Source organism: Bradyrhizobium sp. P2_E8, from assembly GCF_056403875.1.
Genome location: NZ_JBFUES010001021.1, coordinates 1 through 2,595 on the forward strand (window position 1 = coordinate 1; position 2,595 = coordinate 2,595).

General features: G+C 64.1%; 2 protein-coding genes. Both read left to right on the top strand.

The window, feature by feature from the left end; translation table 11 throughout:
* A partial coding sequence (locus AC1D00_RS36015) for a ShlB/FhaC/HecB family hemolysin secretion/activation protein (protein WP_477013943.1) occupies nt 1–1,395 on the top strand: 1,395 nt, incomplete at its 5' end.
* 151 nt (nt 1,396–1,546) lie between these two features.
* A complete protein-coding gene (locus tag AC1D00_RS36020; protein ID WP_477013944.1) occupies nt 1,547–2,377 on the top strand; it encodes an alpha/beta fold hydrolase in 831 nt (276 codons plus the stop codon).
* Nucleotides 2,378–2,595: the final 218 nt, after the last annotated feature.

Below are 2,595 nucleotides of genomic sequence, written 5' to 3' on the forward strand. Positions count from 1 at the left end.
GCGATCGCCGGCGCGATCAGCGACCTCTACCGCGCCGATGGATTCCATCTGAGCAGGGCCGTCGTGCCGCCGCAGGACATTGCCGACGGCATGGTCCGGATCCAGGTGATCGAGGGCGCCATCGTGCAGGCTGAACTGAAAGGCGACGGCGCCGAGCAGTTCGGCGTGAGGCCGATGCTGGAGCCGGTTCTGGCCGAGCAGCCATCGCGCCTGGCAACGCTCGAACGCCAGCTTTTCCTCATCAACGGCAGGCCGGGCGTCCGGATCACCGATACCGCGTTGGAGGAGATCGGCGGTGCGACCGGCCGCTTCCGCCTCACCGTTTATTTGAAAACCTGGCACGTGTTCACATCGTTCGGCCTGGACAATCTCGGCTCGTCCTCGGTCGGCCCTTGGCAGACCTATGCGACCGGCGCGTTCAATTCCTACCTCACGCCTGGCGACACGCTAGCGGTCAACCTGTCGACCATTGCCAACGACCCGCGCCAGCTTGGCTTCGCACGGCTGTCCTACGACGCGCCTGTCGGCGTCGACGGCGTGCGTCTCGGCGCGTCCGTCCTCTACAGCGCGGTCCGGCCGGGCGATGCCCGCCGCCTCGACAGCGACATCACGACGACCGAAGCTTTCGAGGTGCGGGCAAGCACCGTGCCCTTCATGTCGCAATCGTCGGCACTGACACTTACCGTGGCTGGGGCCTTCAGCAACGTGTCCGAGCACGATCTTTACGGACCCTGGTACAACGACCACATCCGAACCGCGAGCCTGACCGCCGACTACCGGCTCCAGGACCGCTTCGGCGGCACCAATTTCGCAACGCTGAMCTACCGTCAGGGCCTCGACGTCTTCGGCGCATCGCATTTCGACGACGATCTGTTGTCGCGCGACGGTGCCTCATCGAACTTCTCGGTGCTGAATCTCTGGTTCACGCGCTACCAGACGCTCAACGGCGCTTGGTCGCTCAAGCTCGCGGCGGCGAGCCAGACGGCATCGCGGCCGCTGTTCACCTCGCAGCAGTTCTATCTCGGCGGCGCGGCCTTCGGCCGGGGCTACGGCGCAGCCGAGATCAGCGGCGACAACGGTCTTGCCGGCTCGCTCGAGCTGCGCTTCGACCAGAAGCTCAATTTCCGCTACTGGACCGGCTACCAGCTCTACGCCTTCGGCGACGCGGGCGCAGTCTGGAACGACGGCTACCGGCTGAGGGACGGCCTGTCGCTGACATCAGCCGGAGTCGGCGCGCGGTTCTTTCTGTGGGACGATCTCCAGGCAGATCTCGGGGTGGCCGTCCCCTTGAGCTACCGGGCGCCGGACAACGAGCGCCGCAGCCCGCGTTTCCTGCTTACGCTGTCGAGCGCATTCCGGCTCTGCCCCGAACGCGGCAGGAGCGGCTGCCTCTAGCTGCAAACCCCTCATGCCGCGTACCCGGCATGCGGCCCTTTTGGGCCTTGCTCACAGACTTGCCTAAATTTAATCCCGTAACCTGGTCACGATCGCTCGATCCGGGGGCTTCCAATGACCATTTTCAGTCGAATGTGATCGGGACGGAACCATGAAGAGGGTGTTTGCAATTCTGGCGTTTCTTTGCGTCCTCGGCGTCGGCGAATATTTCGTCGTCAGCCGGTTCGCGATCCGCCATGAGGTTTGGACCCTGTTCGACGCCTCGCGCCAGCGGCCAATCTCGGTCGAAATCGCGGTGCGGCGCGATTACGAGACCAAGGCCAATCTCGGTCTCTGGAAGCTGCCGCTCGCCATCATCAGCAACGGCAATACCGTCAAGGCCACCGAGTATTCCTTCCTCGCCAACGGGCTCGCGGCGCGGGGCTATCTCGTCGCCAGCATCCAGCAGGACCTGCCCAGCGATCCGCCGCTAATGACCCATGTCGGCCAGCAATTTGTCGGCCGGCGCGAAGTCTATATCCGCTGCGAGGCCAACATCCTCTTCACCCTGGGCGAACTGAAGAGGCGGCAGGAGAACGCCGACTACGACCACATCACCCTCGTCGGTCATTCCAACGGCGGCGACGTGTCCATGTATGTCGCCCATCAGCACCCGGAGCTGGTGTCGAAAGTGATCACACTCGACAATCTTCGGGTGCCTTTCGTGCTCAGCGACAACTTGAAGATCCTGTCGTTCCGCTCGAAGGATCCGCATTTCCTGACCGACCCGGGCGTGCTGCCGACGCCGGAAGAGGCCAAGGCGCGCGGCATCGACATCGTCCACACCGGTGCGCAGCACACCGAGATGAGCGATCGCGGACCCGACGCGGTCAAGGAGAAGATCCAGGCGACGCTCGACCGCTTCCTGCGTGACAGCGCCAGCAGCGCGCTCGCGCCGGCCGAAACGAAAAGTCCGATGATCATGAACCCCGGCGACTATTAGCTAGCCGGGGACGCCTTGCGGCAGATCAAGGCGGCTCCGGGCCGGCCACGATAGACACGGTCTCACAATCTCGGAGAGGCACGTGTCGCACTACATCGAAAGCCTTGATACGAAACGGCTGGGCCTGCCGGCGACAAGGACGCCCGGATTCGTGCGGCATCTCTATCGTTCGACCCGCAGGCTGCTGCGGTCGATCATCGCCCGCATCGATCTCTCCC